The sequence below is a fragment of the Sphaerospermopsis sp. FACHB-1194 genome (assembly GCF_014696235.1).
Classification (GTDB): domain Bacteria; phylum Cyanobacteriota; class Cyanobacteriia; order Cyanobacteriales; family Nostocaceae; genus Sphaerospermopsis; species Sphaerospermopsis kisseleviana.
On the sequence record NZ_JACJPU010000044.1, the window covers coordinates 1 to 19355 of the forward strand.

Genomic DNA, 19355 nt, shown 5'->3' on the forward strand with positions numbered 1-19355 from the left:
TCGCTGCATTTAATATGTTGCATAGCGTAGGATCTGAAACTTTAGATCCGGCTAATTCTTTGGATAAATCAACTATTGATAAGGTAAATAAAACCTTAGCTTTTTATTGCAAGAGAGAAAAAATTGGTAATCCTCTAGAAATAGATGATCAGCCTAAATTAGATCCAACTAAATCTAATTTAAGATTTTCTGATCTATCAAAATCAACTCATTTAAGTTGGGCTAGATTTGCTGAATCTTGTGAACCATTAACTATTGTTTTTGGGAATGGCGATCTATTTCCGGGTATTCCGATGGTTGCCATACCAGATGTTAAACAAACAAACCAAGAGTATATCAACTATGACATTAGGGAGGGACTAAAACCCTTTATAGGAAATAAACGCGAGATTAACATTAGCACTAAAAATGCTAAACAATGGACTAAATCAGATTTTGTTAATCTAGTTAAATTCGTTACTGCAAATAACGGATCAAAAAACAAGATCAATGATTGTCAATTGACTATTAATGGTCAGGATATGTTTGATTTTTTAGCTGATGATTTGATTGATCAGCTAAGTTTGAATAGTTTGGATATATGTCTTGATGGTAGGGAAGTTGATGTTGATCAATTAATAGCGGAAATCGAAAAAAGACATTCTAAAAACATATATTTTGAGGCACCGCACGGGTTAGGTAAAACAACTTTCAGCACTGCTTTGAGTGCTTATTTTTGGGAATTGTTTAATATAGCGACTGTAGTCGTTACACCGACTATTTCGTTAAGAAAAAATTGCGGTGTTGGGTATAAATTACCTCAAGTCGATGAAAGTTTTTGGATGTATCAAAATCCTAAAAACTTTAGGGGTTGCGTCACTTGTCTTGATAGTTTATTTACTAGGGTTATGCCACTTTTGGAGGAACATGATATTAAGTATGTTTTGATTTTTGATGAATGCAGCAAGAATATCAATCACTTACATGAAGGTGACACACACATTAAAAAAGATAGGGCGCTGCACTTATCTAAAGTTGAAAAGTTGCTAAATTGTAGCGAATTGAATATATTTCTGGATGCTGACATCTATCAATCTGTTTTTAATTATGTGCAAAAATCAGCGCCAAGAAATAGTCTAAAAATAGGCACTAGTTTTAGATTTGATCGTGAGTTTGTTTTATGGGACGGATCAAGTCCTAAAGAGATGATCAAAGCAGTTCATTTAATACGATTGAATGAACCGAATGCAACAATTAACGTTAATTCACAATCTGCGAAGTTTGATGCAACATACACCCCAAAAAATATAGCTAACGCTTTGATGGATATGGGTATTTGGTTTGAAGATATCGTTGTACATGATGGTGATACTTTAGAACCTGATCACCCTGGGTTTGATATATTGTCAAAACCTAAACATATCCAAGAAGCGTATTTTTCAAAATTTTGTAAGGGGAAAATTATCATCACTAATCAAAATTTCTTTTCTAGCGGGGTGAGTGTTGCGTCACACTGTTTTGATTATCAATTTAATATTTTCTATAATCAAGGTTTGCCAACAGACGCGCTACAAATCCCGTTAAGGTTAAGAGACAAACCAGGATTACAGCGCCATATATGGGTAGCGAATACGGTTTTAGGATCAAGTACGTTAACAGGCTACACCCCTAAGCAAGTTGAGGAGCAATTAAATCTAAAAATACAATATTTTGATAAGGGTTATGAACGTTTAAGAGGTTATTATAACCCTGCTGATTTGGTTAGAAGTGCTTTGTCAAGCCAATATATGTATGAGATGATAGCTCTTGAATCAAACCTAAAGATCGGATCTATGTTTAGGCGTGCAGTTTTACGGTTGATGCAGCATAAGCAACATTGGACTTTGTTAGATGCTGCTAAATGGATGGATGATTATAAATCTGGGGTAGATAAGTATATTGTTGATAGGGTGTATAACCCAAACAAGGAATTGGGACAAACTGATCTGTATAGTGCGATAAAAAAGTCGCAAGCTGAAACTGTTGATGGGAAGAATGGCGAAGTGGCGATCGCACAATTGATTAGTGACGATGAGTATAAAAAGCTAGTTAGTCAAAACCAGAAATTTAGCAGTGAGGAGGAAATATTGCTTGATCGTTATCAGTTTAATAAAGCTTGTTTAGGGCTAATTCCTGACCCGAATAAAGACGATATTCGATTATGGCGTGATGGTTTTTGGAGGAAATTACAATCAGAATTTTCCTTATTGATTGATAGGTTTTGGTTTACCAGAATTGAGGAGTCGATTAAGTTAGAAAAGTCAGCTAAAAATAAACACTTCTTTGCTTTTGACTGGGTTAAAAAATCGGATCTTCCCAGATCGGTTTATTTACGTGAATTGGGGTTAGATTTTTTGATCCGCGAGAAATACTGGCTAGAAATCGGATCGTTAAAATTTGAATCATCGAAGTTTATTAAGTCACCTAACCAAGAATTTAGCAAGGAAGTTGAGGCTAATGGCGCAAAATTAACCGTTAATTTGACAGGGACTAGACTTGATCTAAGTAAAGGATCTTTGTTACAGTCAATAGCCGAAAAAATAGCTAATGACCCATTAAAAGCTAAGAATTTACTAGGTTTCAAACCGGAAAAAACTACTTTAGCTATTATTCGGCAAGTTTTAGATATCTTTGGCCACAAGATAGAAACTTTAGGGAACGGTAAAGCCACAAAATACATTTTAATTAGGGAGAATAATCAGGAACTTAGAAACCTTTACCATCAAAAAATTCGCAACTTGGTTGGCTTATCTGCGTTTAGTGAAAAAAACCCTTATGCCGACTTTGTTGATGAGTTGCTGATCAGCAATAATGAACCAATAACTTTAGACGCTAAAGCGATAAAAGCAGCAATTCCCCAAGTTGATGTTAAATCTCAATTCAATCTTGCTGATTTAGTTGATATTGGCGAAGCTGCTTTAGAGGGTGAGGTTAGCTTTAAGCTTGTTCCTTCATTCCCTTAGTTAAGTTATAGGGGCTAGTCCCCTATACTCGACACAATGTAAAACTGTAATTTTGTCTTTTAATTTGATTGAAACTGTTTCAAAATCTGGAAATAAAGCTATTAATTTTGATTGATTTTTCATTAGGTTTTTGTATTCTTGGGCATTTGGACATTCAATAACCACATGATTTCTTTTGACGCGAATAGCGCAATTATCTAGCATTTTTCCACCTAATATATGTATATTTCTATTATAATGTGTGTAATTTAGACTTGTTTAGTCGTAATTTAAGGAACTTATAAAAATGCCTAGATCAGCTTGCCAAGAAAAGAAAACCGCTTTCGCCCTTTGGGCAAATGGACATTCTCTTAAATACGTTAGGAAACAGTTAAACGGTATAATCACGGATAAGACGATCTACAGATGGTTTACCGAGTTTAAGCATGAAAATCCTGATTATAGGGAACGATTGGATGATTATGATATTGAGTTGAGTTCTAACAAAATAATAGAAAACCATAGTGATTGGCTTGAGCGTGCTATTAAGACATCTGAGGAAATAGCAGCGCAAAATAGGGAGATCCGGCTAAAGCTGCAAGATAAGTTATTAGTCGAGTTAAATAAGGAATATAAAGAGATAAATTTTAAAAATGTTGGTATCTTGGTTAGCTCACTTTGCAATATCCAGAAAAATGAGTTTATCGTTAATGGCCTGCATTTATTGGATGTCAATAGGGCGGTTGCAATTCTCGATTCACAAGGATATGAGGTGAGTGAAAAGAGTTAATAAAAAAAAATCAGCACTAGTTTTTAGTGCTGTACTTTTTTTAGATTGTTATGAATGGCGTTGTTACGGGTAAAACTGATTTTGCAGCCATTATTTTATGTGCCTGATCGAATAGTTCATTATCTTGGCGCGATCTTTCGTAATAAGGGCTATGTCGTTCCTTATAGTGAATATCTGCTAATTTTTTGGCGAGTGGGGACGGTATACCTAAAGTTTCATAATCTTTGATTATCCCGTTATATTCGTGATTATTCATTGTTTTTTGTGGGGATTTTTGTGGGGACTTATTTTTGATTTTAACACTCTATTTTTGTGAAGCAAAATATTATAGAAACTTTGTTTTAATTGCTGCTGCAATTCAACTATTTTCGGATCTGGTTTTAGTGTTAGATCGGGTATCTCTGTTTCAATGTACAAATATTCGGTTTCCATAATTTGTGTAGAGAGGATTTTTTTTTTATTATAGCTAGGGACTAGCTACTTACATTTTATGAGGTATAAAATAAATTACTTAAATTTTACATTACAGTCCGTATACTGTACTTAAAAATTAAATTGTAAGCTAACTGACTAAGTATATTAAGTAGTAAATACCCAAAGCCTTACACTGTAAGGGTTTTAGTTAAATACTAGATCCCAGAATGTTTTTAATTGTACAAATCAATCTACCAAATTAGTTAAAATTCACTTACAAAATTTTTGTATTTTAAAAAACTCAGTAGCTGATATACTTACAATTTTTTAGGATAAATATCTTACTAAGATGTTTAAGTATTAAATCTTAAAAACCTTATGCAGTAAAGGTTTCAGCAATTTTAAGGATTTGGCTAGGGCTAAACTAGGGAACTATATGGTATTTTCTAAAGTTGCCTTTAAAATCCAATTTAAGGGTTATTGAAAATAGCTAACGATGATTCTGTTATTAGGACTAGCTAAAGCCATTTAAAGGGTGTTTTTTGGCGGGTTTTTGGGGAATGGGTTTTTAACAAACCCTCCCTATTCCTTACTAGGTTTTCCCCAAAATTTAGCTAAAGCCTCACTCACCCTTAACTAATATATATATTATGGGAAAATGTCACCGATGTACACAAAAGTTACATAAAAACTTAAATAAAATACTTAAAAGGGGATTTTACCGTTATTCTATTTGGCATAACGCTTGATATGACTACTGACTAGCAAAAATATAGAGGGGATTTTGTGCGATCGCACAAAATCAGCTAATTTAACTATTTTGAATGCCGAATAATTCGGTATTATGATTCTGTATCAGATTGATACAAAAGTGGATATGGGAAATCCCATAACTGGCTTGTTGTAAGGGTTTCAGCCATTTTTAAGCAGTTCGACAATATCGTACCCCTGCCGAATTTGTTGGTGGGATTGGAAACCCTTACTGGGTATAGGTTTCAGCCATTTTACCGTGATCAAAAGTGGGATTAGCTTGCTTGATATTTGCTAGTTTTCATTAATGGTAATGAAAACTGATCTTAAAAAAAAACCTACTCGGTATATGAGTAGGTGACGTACAAAGTAAGGACAAGGACTAGATTTCTGGTAGTTCTATTGAGTCATTGCTTGCAAGATAGAACTTCATAATTGTTTCAGGTGTGTTCCCACAAATAGTCGCAATTGTTTTTATGTCAATTCCATCCCTGACTAGCCATGTTATGAATGAGTGGCGAAGATCATAAAAGTTTAATTCTTTGCTGATAGCTTTAGACAAGGCTAAATTTTTTACGATAGGTTGCCAATACCGTCGATTAAAATTAGCAAGATCAAGGTATAGTCCAGAGTAGCTTGGAAATACTAGGTTTTTTTCATTAGGAATTTTTGGGATATTGTTGATAAAGTCAATCATCCCTTTATTGCACGGAAATATCCTAGCTGCTATTCCGTTTTTAGTTCCTTGTTGCAATTCTCCGATGACATACCTCTTGTTAAAAATTATCTGCATTTTGTCGCCATTTATTTTGATATCTTCCCAAGTCAGTGCTATAGCTTCGCTAGGCCTGCACCCGGTTCTAATACGAAACTCGACAAAATCAGCATAATATGTGCTGCTGTACGCGCTTGCATCGTTGTCATACCTACCGGATCTGAATGCAGCTAGGATCATCTTGGCTTCGGTTTTTGTGTATATCTGGATGTTTCGATCATCTATTTCTAAGAGGGGGATTAACGCGGCTATGGTATTGCTTGCTTTAGTTTTACCTAGCTTGATTGATAGGTTTACAGCACTCCTAAGTGTCCTTAAACTCGGTTCTAAATATCCATCTGATAGATTTTCCGATCTTAACCATGCAAGCAATTTATCTGCATTCGCTAGATTTAAGCACTCTTTGGGGCATTTTGATAGCCATTTTTCGATAGGTTGCCATTTGGCGCGGATCGTCGATTTAGGTGTATCGGGTTTGAGTGCTTTATAATTCTCCCAGATTTCCTTTAAATCGGGTTCATTGTTTATTGGAAGTGTTGCTATTTCTGTAAGCTTAGGATCAGTTTTTTTAGCTAAACCATATTTGATCAGTGACTGATCAAAACATCCTCTAAAAAAGTCGGTTTCGATCTCTTGTGCAATTTTGACTGTTGCTTTGAGTCCCTGTTTTGTTAATGGGAATGTGTATTTTTCAAAGCTGATTTCTCTTGACCTAGCACGTAACCTTAACCTATAGTTGCCATTTTTATCTTGTTTAGTACCTATGGTGACTATTTCTAGTTCAGTGTTAGCACGTTTAACAGCGTCTAATAAATCAGTGAGGGTTTTTAAATCTTGCATCTTGTCCTACCTACCAAATAGTTAAATCTGGTGATTGGTAGGGTTAGGATTTTTGCCCCAAAATTGCCCCAAAAATAATAGCAAGTGAGGGACAACCAACGGAATTACAAGGGTCGCGGGTATAGCTCAGTGGTAGAGCGCAACCTTGCCAAGGTTGATGTCGCGCGTTCGAATCGCGTTACCCGCTCTGAAAATAATAACATAGAAATAGAATAAGTAACCAAAAAAGTCATTAGGTCTGGGAAATCATGATTAGATTTTCAGACCTAAAATTTTTAATTGTATAAACTCCTGCCTTCTGCCTCCTGCTTCCTATTTTGTCTAATTGAAAATAGCGGCTACAATGCTTGCAGAAATATACTAGAAATAATGCTAAGTGTGGGGATGTTGACCAAAAAGTAATTTTTGGCATTCCCACCCAAAACCGTTAACAAAAACTCGCTCAAGTTATTTAGACTGCTTGTGCCATCTCAAAAACCGGAAAAAATAGACTTCAATACGGATTATACTTGTCCTTGTCGTCGTCGGGGGCGGTTAATTCCCATTACCCTGACAGAAGCATTTGGCTGCGATCGCTGTCAGCAAATATTTGTCGTTGAAGATAATGGATATGTACTGGAGCAACTTTCTACCACTTATCCCTATAAGCGGGCTTGGCGCTGGACAGGGAAAAGCTGGAATCTGATTCAACCAAAATTGGCAGAAAGTTATCTGCCGATAGCGTTGGGCATTATTTTCGTGTTAGTCATTATATGGCTACCGTTAGCATTACGCTTGGCAAATGGTTCGAGTATTATTGCTTGGGCAATAGTGGCGGTGCTATTAACTATTCTGCCAGCAATTATGGTCTGGCTTACTTACAGACGTTAACTGCATCAGCGCCCCGGATTTATCCGAGGAACTAATCCAAAATCTAAAATCCAAAATCGGATGACTGTTGAAGCTTTTGATGATTATCCCGAACCAATGAACAGCGCCAAACGCGCTTATCAAGCTTCCCTGAAGTTAGGAACTACCAAAGGGGCAGACCGAAGTCGCGCTGTGTTGGCAATGGCACGGGCGCTAAAACGCTCCTTTGACGACATTCTCGAAGCCAATACCCTGGATCTAGAAGCTAGTCGGGAAATGGCAGTACCAGAATTAATTTTGGATTGGCTGAAATTAACTCCCTCTCGGTTAGAGAATACTGTTGAGATTCTCCAACGTTTGGGGGAATTATCCGATCCCTTGCGACGGGTGAGAAATGCTGATTATCAACAGGAAGATTCTCAAAGTTATACCCAGTTGATGCCTTTGGGAGTAATTGGGTTTATTTATGAGGCTTTTCCAGAACTAGGGGCGATCACTGCTGGTTTTTGTTTGAAAACTGGTAATACTGTGATTCTCAAAGGCAGTACAGAAGCTAGTCATTCTAATGCGGCGATCGCCGAAGTTCTGCAAACAGCCATTAGTGAAGTTGGTTTACCCCCAGGTTGTATAGAATTAGTCACCACTGAACATGGTACTTCTTTACGGGATTTAGTCACTCAAGACCAGTATTTAAGTTTAGTCATACCCTACGGACGTTCTAGCTTAATTCAGCAAGTAGTCAGACAAGCCACCTGTCCCGTGTTAAAGTCAGCAATGGGCAATTGTTACCTGTACTGGTCCCTCAATGGTAGTTTAGAAATGGTACGCTGGATGATTTTAGATAGCCATAAAAGTGAACCAGATCCAGTCAATGCCATTGAAAAAGTTTTAATTCATCGTCAAGCTTTACCATCTTCCTTGCCTGTGCTGTGGAATAGCTTAAAAGAAAAAGGCTTTGAACTCAAAGCAGATGCAGAATTAGTAGAAGCCTTTCCCCAATTACAATTAGCAAAAGACGGAGAATGGGGAACACCGTATTTAAGTAAAACCGTAGCGTTTAAATTAGTAGATAGCTTAGAAAGTGCGATCGCTTGGATTAATCAATATAGTAGCGGTCATGCGGATGCAATAGTTACAGACTCTTACCAAGAAAGTCGCCAATTTGCATTAGGAGTCAATAGCGCCTCTACTTATATCAATGCTTCCCCTCGGTTTTCTCGTAACCCTTCACGGGGAGATTCCGTATTTTTGGGAATGTCCAATCAAAAAGGACACCGTAGAGGGTTTATTAGTTTGGAAACCTTGACAACGGTGAAGCATATTATTCAGGGGAATGGAAGGTTTTAACAGATGAATTTGCGGTTAATTTTTTATCATCAACAGTAGTATTATAGATAAAATCCATGAATACACTTTACGACTCGGATTTTTATGGATGGACAAAAGAACAAGTTCAACTACTAAGAGAAGAAAAATGGGAAATACTCGATAAGTTAAACTTAATTGAGGAAATAGAAGCCTTGGGAAGACAAGAAAGAAGAGAATTAGTTAACCGTTTAGCCTTGTTATTAGGACATTTACTAAAATGGCAATACCAACCAGAAAAACGCAGTAATAGTTGGTTAGCCACCATTCGAGAACAGCGCACTCAAGTCAAAAGAATATTAACAGATAGTCCCAGTTTAAAATCTTATTTAGAAGAAGCTTTGCAATTAAGTTATGAAGATGGAATTAACTTAGCTGTTAAGGAAACTAATTTACCTTTTGAAAGCTTTCCACAAAGTTGTAATTATACAATTTTACAAATATTAGATAATGAGTTTTTACCAGAATAGTAGTAATTAAATCTTGTCAGAATCAGGATATACAGGATTTAAGGATTTACAGGATTTGTTTTTTGCTATTGCTTGAAGTTCAGGTAAGTCTTGTACATTTAAACTTTTAAAGTGATACAGTTATCTATTTAATATTTAATAATAAGAAAACTAGATGTTGTTCATTGTCCAACTTTATATCCTTTTATTCTTTTCATTATCACAAATATCAAATACTATAGTAGTTTAACTTAAGAATGAGACAAAAAGAGTGTAAGATTGAAGAGAGAAGGTATAGGAGTAGAAATCATGGCTTATAGTTTAGATTTAAGACAAAAAGTAGTAGATTATATAGAAAATGGTGGTAGAGTCACCAAAGCGGCGCAAGTGTTTGGAATAGGAAGAGCGTCAATCTACAGATGGCTGGAGAGAAAGGAACTGGCAGCAACAAAGGTAAAACATCGTCAGCGAACGCTAGATATAAGAGAATTGTCAAAAGATATACAAGAAAATCCAGAAGCTAGATTAAAACAGAGAGCCGAAAAATTCGGCGTAAGTACAACTGCAATTTTTAAGGCACTAAAAAAAATGAAAATAACCAGAAAAAAAAAGAACTACGTTATCGAGAAAGAAGTAGAAAAGAAAGGATAAAATATTATCAGGATTTACGAAAATTAATCAAAATATATGGGAGTAAAAGTTTAGTATTCGTTGATGAATCAGGATTTGAAGAATTTCCAGATTGTATTTATGCTTGGTCAAAAAGAGGGAAAAAGGTTTATGGAGATAGACAAGGAAAGAGGGGAAAAAGAGAAAACTTAGTCGCAGGTAGAAGAAAAGGAAAAAAAAATTTAATCGCACCAATGATATTCACAGGAAGTTTGAATGCGGAAGGTTTTGAAGGCTGGTTATCAATATATTTATTACCATCATTAACCATTACATCAGTTTTGATTATGGATAATGCACCAATTCATCGAAAAACAGTGATTAAACAAATAGTTGAAGATGCAGGTCATCAGGTCATATTCCTCCCTAAGTATTCTCCTGATTTGAACGATATTGAGCATGATTTTAGTGCTTTAAAGAGAGCCAGAATGTATGCTCCTTCAAATACACCCTTAGATGAAATCATCCGTGATTATTGTGCAGCTTAATGTCTCATTCTTAAGTTAAATGACTATATCTATAACAAATATCGAAAATTAAAACAATAACCAAAATCCTGAAAATCCTTAAATCCTATAAATCCTGATTCAGACAAAAAAGCCCGCACTCGGCGGACTTAATAAACATCAAAAACCTAAAAATTACTTCGCATTCTCTTGATAATAAGTGTGATAAACTTTACCACCCTCATCAGGAATAAAACGACAAACCTTAGCAGAATGCAGTAATGCCTTCCAGATAGGAACATCAGACTTATAGTAATAGTCACCCATCACAGGTTTAATTGCTTCCGTTGCCTTCAACAAATTGTAGTGAGGCATATTCAAAAAGATATGATGGGCAACATGAGTACCGATATCATGATGGATATGGTTAAAAATGCCATAATCTCTATCAATGGTAGAAATTGCACCCTTTAAAAAAGTCCAATTATCACCACGATACCAAGGTAAATCTTGTTCTGTATGGTGTAAATATGTCACCAAATCCAACCAAATTACAAACACAACGTAAGGACCAGCGTAGTATTTAATTAACCACATCCAACCCCATTGATAGGTAAGGAAACCTAACAAACCTACCATCCCAATCCAAAGGATAGTGCTAGTGATAATATCCCACTTTTCTGAAGGTTTAAACAAGGAACTTCTGGGGTCAAAATGTGAACCACTTTTACCTGGTGTGCGCTGAAATAAATAGATGGGGTAAGCTAGAGGTAAAAACAGATAATAGCGGATTAGCTTTTGTAGAAAAGGTAATTGCTTATATTGAGATTCACTCAAAGGATACCAGCTTTCATCATTTTCCACACTGCCAGTATTTTTGTGATGGGTTCTGTGGCTAATTCTCCAACCGTGATAAGGTACAAGAATAGGTGTATGGGATAGATGACCAACCAAATCATTTAGCCATTTGTGCTTAGAAAAAGATTGGTGTCCACAGTCATGACCTACTACAAACAAAGCCCAAAACATAGTTCCTTGCATCACCCAGAAAACTGGCCAGAAATACCAAGAATCTAGATAATTTGCCAGTGCATATAAACCAGCAACAATAGCAACATCACGGAAAAAATAATAGAGTGATTTAGCGACACTCGGCTCAAAACATTCAGCAGGAATAGCAGCTTTTAAATCTGCAAGAGTGAAAGGCAGTTTATCTTCATCCTGAGAAGATTTAACAGCAGGATTTTGGTTGAATTGAACTGATTCTAATTGCACTGGATTTGTGAATCTCTAAAACGAAAAGTAATTAAGGTAGGGTGGGCAATGCCCACCAAAACAGGCAAAGTTGAGAAAAATGATTTAATAAATTTTGCTTGATTAAATCATGAGGTTAATTATTGAATTTAAGCTAGAGATTTAGCTTTCTGGGCGTAATATTCATCAAAAGTTGTATAACCAATGTCAGTTTTATAAAGTTGACATTCGTTAGTAATTTGTTTCATTAAATCCCAAGAGAAATTACATTCTTCATGGAGATATTCACCCCAATTTTTCTTAATGCTATCGTAAGCTAACCGCAAATTGTAGGAGGGAATAGCAGTAGAAATATGATGGGGAACGTGAACGTTAATATCGTGACAAAGGATTTCTACCCAACGAGGATAATCACAGTGAATAGTTCCAAATAACTGCGCCATCGCTTCGTTCCATTTGTTAGCGGTTTCAAAAGGAACATCTGCGGTTGTATGGTGAACAATGGTGAAGGTACTCATCCAGAAATGGTAAACCATCCAAGGAATAAACCAGAATTTAATAAAGCCCCAAACACCAGTTGTAATAATCAAAGTGGGAAAAACAATAGCTGCAAAAGCTACTACCACACCTACAGAAAGTTTCACATTAGCCCGATCTTTTGCTTGGAACTTCCGCGCATCAAAATGCACAACTGCCCAATGTCCGATAGAACCTACCCACCACAGACGCTTCCGCATGAATAATTGAAAAGCAGACTGTCTGGTTTTATCCCAACCTGCAAAAACCTCTGGTCTGATGGGATGCCATGCGTTATCCTCATCTAATTTATTTGTATGTTTATGGTGATGATTATGTTTAATTCTCCAACTGTGAAAAGGGTAAATTAAAAACATCATGAAAAAATGCCCAACCAGGTCATTTACCCAACGACGGTTTGCAAAAGAACGATGTCCGCAGTCATGACCTATGACAAAAAATCCTGTTAAAGCCGTTCCTGTAAAAATCCATGCTATGGGTAAAAGAAACCAGGGAGAAATAGCCAAAAAATAATAGCCTAACGCTGCCATAGATAAACTGATAATTACAGTAGTCCAGGCTTTGCGGCTATTTTTCTGAAAACATTCCTTGGGTAGACTTTTGATAATATGTTTTAGTTTGATTTCGTCTTTACTAAGGTTTGTGGCGACGAAAGTTTCCTGGTCTTTGATTAGTGATGTAGTCATGAATACCTGAAAAACAGCAAACTGGGCTGCAAAGTCATAATCAAAATGAGTTTACAGCTAAGTTTTGTAACATTGAATTTCTGAAATTATAGCAACCTAAGAGTAACTTAGGATAGATGAAAATTCAAAATTCAAAATTAAAATTCAAAAATTCATAATTTCTATTTTGAATCTCCGTAATTACACGCAAAAAGCCAATAGTTTCATACCCAAAAAACGACTATAAAACTATTGACTTTAAACATCAATTATGCGTTATGCTCTTTTATCTGCCAGTTTAATATTTGTTGCTAAACCAAGCAGTTGGAGTAATTGAATAGTCATCCAAGTCATATCAATTTCCCACCATTGCAAACCGTGACGGGCTGAATATTGAAAAGCATGGTGATTATTGTGCCAACCTTCACCAAATACCAGTAAAGCTACCCACCAGCAATTGGTAGAATTGTCACCGGAATCTGGATATGTGCGATAACCGAATTTGTGAGTCGCACTATTTACCAGCCAAGTGCAGTGATAAACCCAAACAATGCGGACAAAAATACCCCAAACCACAAAAGACCAACCACCTAAGAAAAACAGTACCAATCCCAGGGCAATTTGTAAGAAAATGAAATATTTCTGTAAAAACTGATAAACTGGGTCATCACTAATGTCTTTTGTGAAGCGAGGAACTTCAGCATGAGCGGGTGAGTGATAAATCATCCAACCAAGATGACTCCACCAGAAACCCTTATTTGAGTCATGGGGATCATTAGCGGTATCGGAATGCAAATGATGGATTCGGTGTATACCCACCCATTCAATTGGTCCACCTTCACAGGTGAGAGTTCCACAGAAGACCAAAAAATACTCCAACCATTTAGGAGTTTGAAAACTGCGATGGGTAACAAGACGGTGAAAACCCAGAGTCACACCTAAACCACCGCTAACCCAGTAGAGGAATAATGCAACACCAACTGCTCTCCAGCTAAAGTTACTGGGAATTAAAGCAAATAAAGCGCCGATGTGCAGGCCAATGAAGAACAGGGTATTAACCCAGTTAATTTTAAGTTTAGTGGAAGTAGCAATTGTCATGCAGTAACCTTTATAGGAATTGTCCAGCCTAATCTGCGTGATTTAGAAATCCGCATATTTAGATTATTTTTTTTAATGAGGAAACAATGAACAGCTTAGAGCAGCTTCGGGAAGCAGAACAGGCACTATTAGAAATTTTTTATGGTATTGACGCTCAGGTCAAGCATAATCTTCAAAGAGTTCTGAATGCCTTTCGGAATCATCGTGTAGGGGCGCACCATTTTGCAGGTGTCAGTGGTTATGGACATGATGACTTAGGAAGAGATACTTTAGATCAGGTTTTTGCTGAGGTCATGGGAGCAGAAGCTGCGGTGGTGCGAGTGCAGATTGTTTCAGGAACTCACGCGATCGCCTGTGCGCTGTATGGTGTGCTTCGTCCTGGGGATGAAATGTTAGCAGTAGTGGGTTCTCCCTACGATACTTTGGAAGAGGTAATTGGCTTGCGAGGGCAAAACCAAGGTTCTCTTATTGAGTTTGGCATAAAATACCGCCAATTGGAACTAACCAAAGAAGGAAAAATAGATTGGCCAGCTTTAAACACTGCCATAACAGAAAATACTCGTTTAGTTCTCATTCAGCGTTCCTGTGGATACTCATGGCGGCCTAGCCTTTCCATAGCCGAGATTGAAAAAATAATTCACATCGTCAAACAACAAAACCCCAACACAGTTTGTTTTGTAGACAACTGCTACGGAGAATTTATAGACACCCAAGAACCAACCCACGTAGGTGCAGACCTCATAGCCGGGTCATTAATCAAAAATCCAGGTGGTACACTGGTTACAGCAGGGGGATACATAGCCGGAAAAGCTGACCTAGTAGAAGCAGCCGCCTGTAGACTTACTGCCCCAGGAATAGGTAGTGCGGGAGGTGCAACCTTTGATCAAAACCGCTTGTTATACCAAGGATTATTTTTAGCACCCCAAATAGTCGGGGAAGCAATGAAAGGAACGTACCTAACAGGGTACGTATTTGATAAGTTGGGTTATCCTGTGAACCCCGCACCCTTAGCACCAAGAGGGGATGTGATTCAAGCGATTAAACTCGGTTCAGCCAAAAAACTGATTGCTTTTTGTAAAGCTATTCAACAAAATTCGCCCATTGGTTCTTATTTAGACCCCGTACCTGATGAAATGCCGGGATACGAAAGCCAAGTTGTGATGGCTGGGGGGACATTTATAGAAGGTAGCACCTTGGAATTATCAGCCGATGGACCTTTGAGAGAGCCTTATATTGTTTATTGCCAAGGTGGTACACATTGGACTCATGTATCTATTGCGTTACAGACAGCTATTGAAGCTGTGGGAGAAGCATGAGATAATTTTTACTCACGCAGAGACGCAGAGGCGCAGAGAGTATGATTGAGAATGAGATTACGGGAGTTATTGTTGATGTGGCTTATAAGGTTCACACAACTTTGGGACCTGGTTTGTTGGAGTCTGTTTATGAGACTGTGATGGATGTTGAGTTGAGACGGCGAAAGTTGCAAGTCAGAAGACAGGTAGTTATTCCTATCACTTATGAGGGTGTGGTTTTGGAGGAGGGTTTCCGTGCTGATTTGATAGTTGAAGACAAGGTGATTGTCGAACTAAAATCAGTAGAAAATCTCAATCCTGTACACCACAAGCAACTATTAACCTATTTACGCCTTGCTGATAAAAAAGTTGGACTAATCATAAACTTCAACGTCAAACTCATCAAAGATGGCATATCACGAGTAGTCAACAACCTCTAAAAACTCTCTGCGTCTCTGCGCCTCTACGTGAGCTTTTATTCCGGTAATTTATACTGCGCTACGATTCGCTTCGCAAACTCCGGTACATGATCTTCTAATTTCTCTGGATGATTCCGTTTAACATACAAGTAGTTTCTTGTAAAGTGGGAATCCATTGAAAATTTCCCATATTCCAATCCTTGTGGTCCGATTTTGTCTATGACGACTCCCATTAATTTGGCTACCCACATGGGTAAGGTGACGGCTTTATCGTAGGCTTCTATTCCTTGTTGTACGGCGGCTTTTCTGTCTCCTTTGGACATCACCGGTTGGGTGTGGAGTTGGTCTTTGACGAGTTCTAGCATTTCTTTGCCGGTATCGTTTCTCACTACTATCCATTGCCAGTTGAAGGGTGCGCCCATGTATCCTACTACTATATCTGCTAAGGAGTTGACGTAATCAAAGCAACTCATACATGATGGGGCGAAGATGTCTTTGAGTACGTTGGTTTTGAGGCCGAAGAAGGGGACTTTTTCTTCTGATCCGTCTTCGTGTTTGAAATGTACCCGGAAGTCTTGCATAAATTCGTAGCTGACTACGGTTTCCGGGGATCTGCTGGTGGTTTCTAGGAATTTTTGCAGTCCGGCGCGGGTAACGTTATCTACGCATGGTGTACCGAGGACGTAGAGTTTTTCTAGTCCGAGTTTTTTCTCGACGGCGCGTAATGCTTGTATTTGACATCCTACTCCGATGACTAATAGGCGTTTCATTCCTGATTTTTCGATTTGTTCTAATACGGAGAGGTTGGGGGATAGGGTGGGTTTATTTACTTTGGCTGCTAGTATTTCTTCGGGGGTGCGGGCGATGATGGGCATGGGTTGAAAGCGGTCTTCTTTGGAGTTTTGCACACAGACGACTCCTTCAACTAAGCCCCGGTTGAGCATTTCTATGGCTATGGTGCTGACTATTCCTGTCCATTGTGCGCCTTCGATGGGTTGTTGTTTGCGGGCGGCTATCATTTCTTGATGTACGCCAAAATAGAGTTCGTTTTCGTCTTCTAGGTTGCGGGGGCGGTTATGGGTGGTGGTTTCTAGTTCGTCTATTCTTTGGGTGATGAAGGCGCACGCTTCTTTGACGTAGTGGATATAGTAGGTGTCGCATAGTCCGCATTCGCTACAGAGTTCTTTTGCGGGGCGCACGCTTCCGGGTTTGAGGGCTTTGGCTTTTTTGTGTTTGCTAGAATCTATGGTAGTCATTTATTTTGTTTGTTTTTCTTGAATATCGCTTTTATTACGATACCGTTACAAGCTATGAACTTGAAGATTGAGATTGAACAAGAGGAAGACGGGCGTTTTATTGCTGAGGTGATAGATATTCCCGGTGTTTTGGCTTATGGAAATACAAGACAGGAAGCGGTAGCTAAGGTTCAGGCTTTGGCTTTGCGGGTATTAGCGGATAAATTGGAACATGGTGAAGTACACTCAGATTTATTTAGTGTTTCTTTTGCAGCAGCATGAGTCAATGGTCTAGTCAAAAAGCAAAGCGCGTTTTAGCCGCATTGTTGCGTATTGGATGGGAAATCAAACGTCAATCAGGTTCACACAAAATTCTGTCACGTCCTGATTGGGATGATTTCGTTTTTGCATTTCATGATAATGAAGAGATAGGTCCGAGAATGTTAGCAAGAATCAGTAAACTTACTGGTTTAACTCCTGATGATTTGTGATGTGGATTCCTTTATAATTGTGTGTATTTTATAGTTTATTGATAAAGGAATTGACATTATCAAGCCTTTTAACTTAGAATTTAGCTTGTTATTTTATTAACCTCTTACAAATGAAAGATAACATTTTTGACTTTCTGAAGGGATACAGTGCAGAAGATATTAGTGAAAGAGTTTCCTTGTACAAGTTATTTGGCGGATTCTTATTTACATTTGCACTTTTCTATGCAGCATTTTGGTTTGTTCCGCACTCAGATACTGTCAATGACATTTTTGGAATGAAAATTAGTAACGCATTCGGAAGTCTTGTATTAGCTACTGTTACTTGTATCATAGTAATACTATTTGTCGGTAAGAAGAACCAGTCTAACCCATAAAATTTATCCACTTATGAATTTTTTATTAATCAGCCCTTCGGTTAATTTATCGAGGGTTTTTTGCTGTTAAAATACATCTTCCATTATCCCACAAAACCGCCTGAGAATTAATTCTCAGTCTCATAGCAAAAGTCTGTTAAAACAGACTCAACGAATTATCATTTCAATAACCGAATATAACCAGCTTGTTCAAAATGATGATCTGTAGTTAATGCTTCTTGAATATCAAATTGTTTCATCACTATAAAAGGTGTATTAGAAGTTGTAAAAGATTTTGATGGAGATACCTATAGAGCTATATATACTGTGAAATTAGCAAAAGCAGTTTATGTTCTTCATGTTTTTCAGAAAAAATCAAAACATGGTATTGCTACACCAAAACAAGATATTGATTTGATTGAAGCAAGACTGAAAAAAGCTAAAGAACACCATGATCAAATAAACCAATAAAACCCAGGAGAATTATGTCAGAAAATATCGAAATTCAAACTAGCAGTGGTAATGTATTTGCTGATTTAGGTTTACCAAATGCTGATGAAATGTTAGCAAAAGCAGAACTAGCTCGAAAAATTAGTCAAGCTATTACCGCACGTGGACTAACTCAAATGGAAGCTGCGGAACTATTAGGAATTGATCAACCAAAAGTTTCTGCTTTAATCAGAGGAAAACTGACAGGATTTTCTTTAGAAAGAATGTTTAGATTTCTCAACGCTTTTGGTAGTGATGTGGAAATTACAGTTAAACCTAAAGCAATTAATTGTAAGGGCGAAGCATTCGGACAGAATATTAATGGTTTCAGCAATAGGTTATCACCCGAATGCTTCGCCCCTACTGAATCGACTCTCTAGAATCAATTTTGATGATCATAGCAACAGAAATTTCTCAAGTTCCCACTTTCTCCAATAACCATTTTACCGCACTTTCCACATCTGAAACTTGTTCCCCTGGTGGTACAGGTGGACGTTTCACCATTACTACTTTTATTCCCATTTCTCGCGCTGCAATAATTTTAGGATAGGTGGCATTTCCACCGCTATTTTTACTCACAATAGTATCTATATTATATTTAGTTAAAATTTCCCTTTCATCTTCTAAAGTAAAAGGTCCCCTATCCAATAACATTAAACCAGGAGGTATTACAACATCAGCAACAGGTGGATCTATCATTCGCATTAAAAACCACATTTTTTGTAAATGAGAAAAAGCAGATATTTCTTGTCTACCAATGGTTAAAAAAACCCGTTTTATTTGATGTTTGAAAAGTTGATGTTCTAAAGCTTGATTTTCTAAAGCTTGGTTTTCTAAAGCTGCTGCTGCTTCTGTATTATTTTCTACCTCAATCCAAATATCACCCGGTTGTTTTTCCCAAGGGGGACGATTTACTAATAATCTAGGAATACCCATTTGTGTAGCTGCTGCGGCCGCATTCCAAGAGATATGATTAGCAAAGGGATGAGTTGCATCAATTAACACATCTATTTTTTGATGTTTTAAATATTCAACCAAACCTGTTACACCACCAAAACCGCCAACGCGAACATTACCAACAGGTGCAACAGGTTCACGGGTACGACCGGCTAAAGATGCGATCGCCTCAATTTCAGTAATATTATTTATTCTCGCGGTTAATTCCGCTGCATCACCAGTACCACCCAGAATTAAAACGCGCAACATAGCAAT

General features: G+C 37.4%; 16 protein-coding genes, 1 tRNA gene and 2 pseudogenes. 13 read left to right on the forward strand and 6 right to left on the reverse strand.

Annotation, left to right across the window (positions count from 1 at the left end):
- Nucleotides 1-2981 (forward strand): DEAD/DEAH box helicase family protein (locus H6F45_RS20640; protein ID WP_190348261.1); only part of this gene is annotated, 2981 nt, incomplete at its 5' end.
- Nucleotides 2982-3267: 286 nt separating this feature from the next.
- Nucleotides 3268-3750, forward strand: a complete 483-nt coding sequence (locus H6F45_RS20645; protein ID WP_190348262.1) for a hypothetical protein — start codon at nt 3268-3270, stop codon at nt 3748-3750.
- A gap of 1546 nt (nt 3751-5296) precedes the next feature.
- Here the strand turns inward: H6F45_RS20645 and H6F45_RS20650 are convergent.
- A complete protein-coding gene (locus H6F45_RS20650) occupies nt 5297-6529 on the reverse strand; it encodes a tyrosine-type recombinase/integrase (RefSeq protein ID WP_190348263.1) in 1233 nt (410 codons plus the stop codon).
- A 115-nt stretch (nt 6530-6644) separates the two neighbouring features.
- On the opposite strand from H6F45_RS20650, the gene H6F45_RS20655 reads away from it, so the two are divergent.
- The 5 genes and pseudogenes from H6F45_RS20655 to H6F45_RS20675 all read left to right on the forward strand — a co-directional run bounded on the left by H6F45_RS20655 (nt 6645) and on the right by H6F45_RS20675 (nt 10349).
- A tRNA-Gly gene (locus tag H6F45_RS20655) sits at nt 6645-6716 on the forward strand.
- 275 nt (nt 6717-6991) lie between these two features.
- Nucleotides 6992-7399, forward strand: a complete 408-nt coding sequence (locus H6F45_RS20660; RefSeq protein ID WP_190348264.1) for a hypothetical protein — start codon at nt 6992-6994, stop codon at nt 7397-7399.
- 60 nt (nt 7400-7459) lie between these two features.
- A complete protein-coding gene (locus H6F45_RS20665) occupies nt 7460-8725 on the forward strand; it encodes a glutamate-5-semialdehyde dehydrogenase (RefSeq protein WP_096568906.1) in 1266 nt (421 codons plus the stop codon).
- Nucleotides 8726-8781: 56 nt separating this feature from the next.
- On the forward strand, nt 8782-9213 hold the full coding sequence (locus H6F45_RS20670) for a DUF29 domain-containing protein (protein ID WP_096568903.1): 432 nt from the start codon (nt 8782-8784) through the stop codon (nt 9211-9213).
- A gap of 288 nt (nt 9214-9501) precedes the next feature.
- A pseudogene (locus H6F45_RS20675) lies at nt 9502-10349 on the forward strand (IS630 family transposase).
- 153 nt (nt 10350-10502) lie between these two features.
- Here H6F45_RS20675 and H6F45_RS20680 read toward each other — a convergent pair.
- From H6F45_RS20680 to H6F45_RS20690, 3 genes are all read right to left on the reverse strand, one after another.
- Nucleotides 10503-11582 (reverse strand): DUF3474 domain-containing protein, encoded by a 1080-nt coding sequence (locus tag H6F45_RS20680; RefSeq protein ID WP_096568901.1) that lies wholly within the window; start codon nt 11580-11582, stop codon nt 10503-10505.
- A gap of 128 nt (nt 11583-11710) precedes the next feature.
- Nucleotides 11711-12784, reverse strand: coding sequence for a fatty acid desaturase (locus H6F45_RS20685; RefSeq protein WP_190348265.1), 1074 nt, complete (start codon nt 12782-12784; stop codon nt 11711-11713).
- 255 nt (nt 12785-13039) lie between these two features.
- The gene (locus H6F45_RS20690) at nt 13040-13861 is read right to left on the reverse strand and encodes an acyl-CoA desaturase (RefSeq protein WP_096568895.1); all 822 of its coding nucleotides are present in this window, start codon (nt 13859-13861) and stop codon (nt 13040-13042) included.
- A gap of 86 nt (nt 13862-13947) precedes the next feature.
- Between H6F45_RS20690 and H6F45_RS20695 the strand changes: the two genes are divergently transcribed.
- Nucleotides 13948-15177 (forward strand): methionine gamma-lyase family protein, encoded by a 1230-nt coding sequence (locus tag H6F45_RS20695; RefSeq protein ID WP_190348266.1) that lies wholly within the window; start codon nt 13948-13950, stop codon nt 15175-15177.
- 41 nt (nt 15178-15218) lie between these two features.
- Nucleotides 15219-15596: a GxxExxY protein gene (locus H6F45_RS20700; RefSeq protein ID WP_190348267.1), complete on the forward strand. Its 378-nt coding sequence runs from the start codon at nt 15219-15221 to the stop codon at nt 15594-15596.
- Between the two features lie 35 nt (nt 15597-15631).
- Here H6F45_RS20700 and H6F45_RS20705 read toward each other — a convergent pair whose 3' ends face one another.
- Nucleotides 15632-16831: a Coenzyme F420 hydrogenase/dehydrogenase, beta subunit C-terminal domain gene (locus H6F45_RS20705; RefSeq protein WP_190348268.1), complete on the reverse strand. Its 1200-nt coding sequence runs from the start codon at nt 16829-16831 to the stop codon at nt 15632-15634.
- Nucleotides 16832-16885: 54 nt separating this feature from the next.
- On the opposite strand from H6F45_RS20705, the gene H6F45_RS20710 reads away from it, so the two are divergent.
- The 4 genes and pseudogenes from H6F45_RS20710 (at nt 16886) to H6F45_RS20725 (ending at nt 18523) form a co-directional block, all read left to right on the forward strand.
- Entirely contained in the window at nt 16886-17092 is a 207-nt protein-coding gene (locus H6F45_RS20710; protein WP_096568883.1) for a type II toxin-antitoxin system HicB family antitoxin, read from the forward strand.
- Nucleotides 17089-17301 carry a type II toxin-antitoxin system HicA family toxin gene (locus H6F45_RS20715; RefSeq protein ID WP_096568882.1) on the forward strand — a complete coding sequence of 71 codons (213 nt, stop codon included), beginning with the start codon at nt 17089-17091 and terminating at the stop codon, nt 17299-17301. The genes H6F45_RS20710 and H6F45_RS20715 overlap by 4 nt, the downstream gene beginning before the upstream one ends.
- 623 nt (nt 17302-17924) lie before the next feature.
- Nucleotides 17925-18125 (forward strand): annotated as a pseudogene (locus tag H6F45_RS20720) (type II toxin-antitoxin system RelE/ParE family toxin); the annotation flags it as partial.
- A gap of 14 nt (nt 18126-18139) precedes the next feature.
- A complete protein-coding gene (locus H6F45_RS20725) occupies nt 18140-18523 on the forward strand; it encodes a helix-turn-helix transcriptional regulator (protein WP_190348269.1) in 384 nt (127 codons plus the stop codon).
- 34 nt (nt 18524-18557) lie between these two features.
- On the opposite strand, the gene H6F45_RS20730 is transcribed toward H6F45_RS20725, so the two are convergent.
- Entirely contained in the window at nt 18558-19349 is a 792-nt protein-coding gene (locus H6F45_RS20730; protein ID WP_190348270.1) for a cobalt-precorrin-6A reductase, read from the reverse strand.
- Nucleotides 19350-19355 lie beyond the last annotated feature (6 nt).